Origin of the sequence: Alcanivorax sp. (assembly GCF_040118815.1) — a bacterium.
Lineage (GTDB): Bacteria > Pseudomonadota > Gammaproteobacteria > Pseudomonadales > Alcanivoracaceae > Alcanivorax.
In genome coordinates this window covers 1-7197 of record NZ_JBEDTC010000003.1, presented here as the reverse complement: position 1 = coordinate 7197, position 7197 = coordinate 1, and the positions used below count along the sequence as shown (strand labels likewise).

Below are 7197 nucleotides of genomic sequence, written 5' to 3'. Positions count from 1 at the left end.
ACACCTTCATGCATCAACTCACGGATAAACGACACCATTACCAACCCATTGAGGATGGCAATACCCGAGAGCGCGATGAAACCCACAGCTGCAGAAATGGAAAAGGGGATATCTCTGAGAAACAGCAAGCGGTCGGCTAAATCTGTCCTTTTGGCTGCACTTCTCGGCATGCTGGTCGATCATCCGTTCAATTTGCTGTCTAGTCAGGCGCTCTGCCCGCATCACAATGGCTGGGAAAAAACTGGTGGCAGGCGGCCGATTTGAAAATTGACCCGGTAAAAAACCATCCAACCGACCGCTGGGACTTGACGATCTATAATAAATGAATCTGGATATTAGTCGCTAATCAAAGGAAAAACTCCAATGAATAGAGCTTATCCAGCACTCACGGACAACCGTTTCATGGTCTTGGTAAATGTCTTGGCGCTGAACGTAGCCCCCGAATGCGTAGAGGACTTTACAGGCAATTGCTGTGCCGCTAGACTTCGCTTCCTTTTTGTTTGGGCATAACTGGCGTGGTTAGACGCAGATTCATAATGGCAATGATGCTCCTGATGGCTTTGCAGTCGGTGGTGTCTGTTGCTGATATGGGTCAGTTTTATAGTCCGGGAGTGGTTCACCACGATGCTGAACTTTTAACTGACCCCTCGGATATTGAGCCAGCCGACACGACCGGCAATCAGTCTCCCGCCGCGCCGGACGATTCCGGCCATTCATTCGTGCAATGTGATCTGTGCCATGGGCACTGCCATATGCTATCGATGGGTTACCTGCCGGACGCTTTGGGCAATATGCCGGACAAAAGCCTGACGGGCTACCAGGCCAGTTTTTCCTCTGTCGATCAATCCTCTCCTTTCCGCCCTCCTATCGTTTGATCCTGCGAGCAGCACCTTCCCCAGCTTGGGGAACTACTGTCATTTAGACTTTCGTAGGAGTAGTTTCATGCTTTTTGGAATGCCCATAAAAAATGGGCGGCGGGTAATACCGAGTCAATTTTTTAACACCTTGCTGTGTCTTCTCGTGCTAACCCTGACGGGCACTGTTGCGTACGCCGAGCAGGCACCTCTCACACTTGCCAATGCCCTCTCGCGGACCGTGGCGCAGAACCCCACCCTGCAGGTTTTCGATTTTCGCCTTCAGGGCCTTGAAGGCCGTCGTTTCACGGCGGATCAAAATCCTGCCCTGGAAGCCGGCCTGGAGGTGGAAAACGTCCTCGGCAGCGGCAACCGGCAGGGGAGCGACGCGGCAGAGTACACCCTGTCCTTGTCATCGGTTCTCGAACTTGGCGGCAAGCGTGAGGCCCGCGTCAGCGTCGTCGACTCGCGATACGCTCTGGTCGAGGCCGAGCGCCAGGCCGAAACCCTGGATGTGCTGGGACAGGTGACCCAGCGTTTTGTCGCCACCTTGGCCCTGCAGGAAAAACTTGAACTGGCCGCTGACGCTGTGGCGCTGACCGAGGCCACCCACGAGATCGTCACCCGTCGCGCCGACCGGGGCGCGGCGCCCCAGGCCGAAGTCATGCGCGCCAGGGCCGCGCTCACCCGGAGTCGTATCGAGCAGTCCCGCGTGTTAAGCGAATACGAGAGCCGGAAAATAGCTCTGGCTTCGCTCTGGGGTGATACCCGTCCGGACTTTCAGAGTCTGGAGGGCGACCTGTTCCAGTTCGGGTCCTCCGACAGTTTCGAGATCCTGTACCAGCGGGTCAGTGAGAGCCCGGCCATTCAAATCTATGCCAGCGAGCGGCGCGTCCGTGAGGCGGAAGTCCAATTGGCACGGAGCCAGTCCGAGAGCGATATCCGCTGGCAGGTGGGTGTCCGGCAGTTCGAGGAGACGGATGACTCGGCGCTGGTCGGCGGGTTTTCCGTACCGCTGTTTTCCGGACGGCGCAATCGCGGCGAAGTGCAAGCCGCTCTGGCGGCGCGGGATGAAGTCCGGTACCGCCGGGAGGACACCCTGCTTCGCCTCCACTCGCGCCTGTTCGAGGCTTACCGACAGCGGCAGCAAAACATCGAGGCGGTTGAGCAGATTCGCGGCCAAGTGCTTCCCGATCTGAGTGATGCCCTCAGCCAGACCCGCGAGGCCTACGAGAAAGGTCGCTACAGCTATGTGGAGTGGACCGCCGCGCAGCGGGAATTGCTCTCCGCCCGGCAGGCGCTGGTCGACGCCGCCACCACGGCGCTGCTCAACCAGTCGCTGATCGAACAACTGACGGCGCAGCCTCTGGCTGGCCGCTGAACAAGGATTACTACCATGAAAGTCGTTAACTATTTACTCATACTTGCCAGCGTTTATGTGCTGACGGCCGGACCGACTCATGCCGCGGAAGATGATCACAGTGATGATTCGCATGCGCACGGTGACGTCAACGAAGAGCGCGGCGAGCACGAGGAGTCGGAGAGCACTCACGCGGAAATCTCCGCCGAGATGGCGGAGCAAGCCGGTATCCGAAGCAAGGCCGCAGGTGCCGGCATCCTGGAGCGCACCATCAGCAGTTATGGCCGCCTTGTTCCCAATCCCGACGGGATTGCCCTGATCAGGGCACGCTTCCCGGGTCAGGTTACGAAAATCAATGCCAGTCTCGGTGACGCGGTCAAGGCTGGCGAGCCACTGGCCAGCATCGAATCCAACGACAGCCTCCAGCCCTACACTTTGCGTGCGCCTTTCGCCGGTACCGTTATCCAGCGCAATATCAACGTCGGCGAGCTGGCCGGGCAACAGACACTGTTCACCATCGCCAAGCTCGACCCGCTCTGGGTGGAATTGAAAATCTTCCCGGGGCAGCGCCGCGAAATCGCGCCCGGACAGCTGGTGCGAATTGACGCAGGAGATGCACAGTACGATTCCAGGATCGATCATATCGTGCCCCAGAACAGCGACTCGCCCTACGTCATTGCCCGCGCGGAAATTGCCAACGCAGAGGATCTGCTTTCTCCGGGCCGGCTGGTTTCGGCGAGCATCGTGGTAGAGCGTATCGAAGTGCCGCTGGTGATAGAAAATCGGGCCCTGCAGTTGCTCGACGAATCCCAGGTCGTGTTTGTGCAAGAAGGCAATAGCTTTGAGCCCCGGCCTGTCGAGTTGGGCCGCACGGATGGCCAGTTCACCGAAATACTTTCTGGCCTGAAGCCCGGCGAACGCTACGTGGTGGAGAACAGCTATCTCATCAAGGCGGATATCGAAAAATCCAGCGTGTCAGACGACGATTAACAGGAGGCCACTATGATCGACGCTATCGTGCGCCTCTCTGTAGAACGGCGCTATCTCATGCTTTCGCTGATTCTGGTGCTGATCGGTGTCGGTGTCTGGAGTTTCCAGCGCCTGCCCATCGACGCGGTACCTGATATCACCAATGTCCAGGTGCAGATCAACACCGAGGCACCCGGTTATTCACCCCTGGAGACAGAGCAGCGCATCACGTTCCCGGTGGAGACGGCGCTGTACGGCCTGCCCAGCCTGTCCTACACCCGATCCCTGTCCCGTTACGGCCTGTCCCAGGTGACCGTGGTGTTCGAAGAAGGCACGGACATCTATTTCGCCCGCAACTTGATCAACGAGCGCCTTGGCGCCATCAAAAGCGTCCTTCCGCCTGGGCTGGAGCCGGAGATGGGCCCCATCGCCACCGGGTTGGGCGAGATTTTCATGTACACCGTGGATGCGGCGCCCGGCGCCACCCGGGAAAATGGTGAGCCCTGGGATGCCACTGCCCTGCGGGAAGTGCAGGACTGGATCATCAAACCTCAACTGGCCCAGGTGCCCGGGGTGATCGAAATCAATTCCATCGGCGGCTACGACAAGCAGTATCACGTCACGCCCTCCCCGAAAAAATTGTTGGAGCTCGGCGTCAGCCTCGAGGACTTGGTGGCGGCACTGAGGGCCAACAACGCCAACCGTGGCGCTGGCTATATCGAACGCAATGGCCAGCAGCTGCTGGTGCGCTCCCCCGGCCAACTGAAGACCATCGGCGACATCGAACAAGTAGTGATCGCCAACCGCGATGGCGTGCCCCTCCGGGTGAAGGATGTCGCGGAAGTGGCCATTGGCAAGGAGCTGCGCACCGGGGCTGCCACCCGCGACGGCGTGGAAACGGTGATCGGCACCGCCATGATGTTGATGGGAGAAAATTCCCGTAGTGTCGCCCGGGCCGTTAGCGAGCGGCTGGAGGATATCCGGCCATCCCTGCCCGAGGGCATTCGCGTGGAAGCCGTCTATGACCGGACCACTCTGGTGGACAAGGCCATCGCCACGGTGGAGAAGAATCTGCTTGAGGGTGCGCTGCTGGTGATCGTGGTGCTGTTCCTGCTGCTGGGCAACCTGCGGGCCGCCCTTATTACCGCGGCGGTGATCCCCCTGTCGATGCTCGCCACCATCACTGGCATGGTGAGGACCGGCGTTTCCGCCAACCTGATGAGCCTGGGGGCACTCGACTTCGGGCTGATTGTCGATGGCGCGGTGATTATCGTGGAGAACTGCATCCGGCGCCTGGCCGGGTCTCAGCAGGCTACGGGTGCGCGCCTGCCGCTCAAGGAACGGCTGCAGGTCGTCTATGAAGCCACGACCGAGGTGATACGTCCGAGCCTGTTCGGGGTGGCGATCATTACCGTAGTTTACATCCCCATCTTCTCCCTCACAGGGGTAGAGGGCAAGATGTTCCATCCCATGGCCGCCACCGTGGTCATGGCCCTGGTGTCAGCCATGGTGTTTTCGCTCACCATCGTCCCCGCCGCCGTTGCGGTGTTCCTCACAGGCAGGATCCGCGAAAAGGAAAGTGCCGCCATCAGTGCGGCCAAAGGGATCTATCGCCCGGCGCTGGAGCTGGCCCTGAAATTCCGCTGGCCGGTACTGGGGGGCGCCGGCGCCCTACTGGCGGTCTGTATCTGGCTAGCAACCACCCTGGGGTCGGAATTCATCCCCCAGCTCAGCGAGGGTGATATGACTGTGCAAGCCCTGCGCATTCCCGGCACAGGTCTGGAGCAATCCATTGCGATGCAGAAACCTTTGGAGCGGCGCATCAAGGCCTTCCCCGAGGTAGACAAGGTATTCTCGCGAATCGGGACACCGGAGGTGGCCACCGACCCCATGCCACCGAATATCGCGGACAGTTTCGTGATTCTCAAGCCGCGCGAGCAATGGCCGAACCCGGACAAACCGCGAGATGAGCTGATTGCCGAGATTCAGGCGGCGGTCGGGCAATTGCCCGGGAACAACTACGAGTTCACCCAACCCATCGAGATGCGCTTCAACGAACTGATCTCCGGTGTGCGGGCGGACCTGGGCATCAAGGTATTCGGGGACGACCTAGACCAGATGCTCAATGCCGCCAATGTGGTGCTCGAAGTCGTGGAGTCAGTGGAAGGGGCCACCGATGCCCGGGTGGAGCAAATCACCGGGCTGCCCATGCTGTCGGTGCACCCCAAACGCATGGCGCTATCCCGCTACGGCCTGACCGTGGATGATCTTCAGGATCTGGTGGCAGCGGGTGTAGGTGGCGAAAACGCCGGCCTGATCTACGAAGGGGATCGCCGCTTCCAACTGGTGGTGCGCCTGCCCGAGGTCATCCGCCGGGATGTGGACAGCCTGGCGGATCTGCCGGTGCCCCTGCCGGGAGGCGGCTATGTGCCACTGTCAGAAGTGGCGGCGCTGGAGTTGGCTCCGGCCCCCAACCAGATCAGCCGGGAGAACGGCAAGCGACGGGTGGTGGTCACCGCCAATGTCCGGGATCGCGATCTGGGCGGCTTTGTGGAGGAGATCAAAGGAAGAGTTCGACAGGAAGTGGATCTGCCCGCCGGGTACTGGCTGGATTACGGCGGTACCTTCGAGCAACTGGAATCCGCCAGCCAGCGCCTTGCCATTGTCGTGCCCGTGACCCTGGCGATCATCATTGCCCTGCTGGTGATGGCATTCAGATCGCTGAAAGATGCGCTGATCATCTTCAGCGGCGTCCCCCTGGCCCTGACCGGTGGCGTGCTGCTACTGTGGCTGCGGGACATGCCGCTGTCGATCTCCGCCGGTGTGGGCTTTATAGCCCTGTCGGGGGTGGCGGTACTCAATGGTCTGGTGATGGTGGCGTTTATTCGGGATCTTTGGCACAACCAGGGTGATCTGGTTTCCGCCGTGGTGGAAGGTGCTCTTATTCGTTTGCGTCCGGTCCTGATGACCGCACTGGTCGCCAGTCTTGGCTTCGTGCCCATGGCCCTCAATACGGGTACCGGCGCTGAGGTTCAAAGGCCGCTGGCCACAGTGGTGATAGGCGGGATTATCTCATCGACGCTACTGACGCTGTTTGTACTGCCAATTCTGTACACATTGCTGCACCGCCAGGATGAAAAGGTGTAATTGCATGCGGGTAGCCCGCTCTTGGCCGCCATTTGGCCGGGAGCGGGTCGTTTTCGAGAAACAAGTTAGGCATTGATTACCGGCCAGAAAGTGCAGCCTTACCGACTGGCAAGCACGGTCAAACCGAGCGCATTTTTAAGGCTTTTTCCGCGTAGGTTTCAGGAAGATCCATCCAACTCGGCATTGGGATTTTCTTTTCGCAGTAAGCCTACGAAAACGAGAAGCAATGCACCGAGGACAATTGCAATATCGGCAAGGTTGAAGGCTGGCCAGTGCCAGTCTCGCCAATAGAAATCGAAGGAATCTACAACATAGCCGCGAAAGATCCGGTCAATCAGGTTGCCCATGGCGCCACCGAGGATAAGACTGTAAGCGATGGCGTCTCCCTTATGACGTTTTTCACGGATCAGCTTGATCAGCACGATCGAGACCACCACCGCGATTCCGATCAAAAAATAGCGCTGCCAGCCTCCAGCATTCGCAAACAGACTGAATGCAGCACCAGTGTTCCATACGTGCACCCAGTTAAAGAACGGGGTCACCGAAATAGACTCGCCATAAGTCATTGTTTGTTGAACCAGCCATTTTACAGCTTGGTCCGATGCTGCCAGCAGGCCGGATATGGAAAACAGGACATACGGCGAGAGATTGTTGTCAATAAAGGGCATGCTTTAACCCTTGAGCGCCAGAATGCGCCTGGCACCGTTAAGCACGACGAGCCCCGCGATGGTACCGATAACCAGATCCGGATAATTGGACCCGGTCCACGCGACCAGGGCGCCGGCGGTGATGACCCCCAGGTTGATCACCACGTCGTTGGCCGAGAATATCCAGCTTGCCTTCATGTGCGCCCCGCCTTCCCGATGT

General features: G+C 59.2%; 6 protein-coding genes and 1 pseudogene. 5 read left to right on the top strand and 2 right to left on the bottom strand.

Going from position 1 to position 7197, the window contains the following annotated elements; genetic code table 11:
* The 5 genes from ABNH18_RS03340 to ABNH18_RS03320 all read left to right on the top strand — a co-directional run.
* Window positions 1-264, top strand: a 264-nt coding sequence (locus ABNH18_RS03340; RefSeq protein WP_349381462.1) for a hypothetical protein, incomplete at its 5' end; no start/stop codon positions are given.
* 272 nt (window positions 265-536) lie between these two features.
* Window positions 537-875, top strand: coding sequence for a hypothetical protein (locus ABNH18_RS03335; RefSeq protein WP_062817552.1), 339 nt, complete (start codon window positions 537-539; stop codon window positions 873-875).
* A gap of 67 nt (window positions 876-942) precedes the next feature.
* On the top strand, window positions 943-2235 hold the full coding sequence (locus ABNH18_RS03330; protein ID WP_349381461.1) for a TolC family protein: 1293 nt from the start codon (window positions 943-945) through the stop codon (window positions 2233-2235).
* A gap of 15 nt (window positions 2236-2250) precedes the next feature.
* On the top strand, window positions 2251-3204 hold the full coding sequence (locus ABNH18_RS03325; protein ID WP_349381460.1) for an efflux RND transporter periplasmic adaptor subunit: 954 nt from the start codon (window positions 2251-2253) through the stop codon (window positions 3202-3204).
* Between the two features lie 12 nt (window positions 3205-3216).
* On the top strand, window positions 3217-6330 hold the full coding sequence (locus ABNH18_RS03320; RefSeq protein ID WP_062817555.1) for an efflux RND transporter permease subunit: 3114 nt from the start codon (window positions 3217-3219) through the stop codon (window positions 6328-6330).
* A gap of 158 nt (window positions 6331-6488) precedes the next feature.
* Here the strand turns inward: ABNH18_RS03320 and lspA are convergent, their stop codons facing one another.
* Together lspA and ABNH18_RS03310 are read right to left on the bottom strand one after the other, a co-directional pair.
* Complete coding sequence (gene lspA, locus ABNH18_RS03315) at window positions 6489-6998, bottom strand: signal peptidase II (RefSeq protein ID WP_349381459.1); 510 nt, start codon at window positions 6996-6998, stop codon at window positions 6489-6491.
* A 3-nt stretch (window positions 6999-7001) separates the two neighbouring features.
* Window positions 7002-7197 (bottom strand): annotated as a pseudogene (locus ABNH18_RS03310) (cation transporter); the annotation flags it as partial.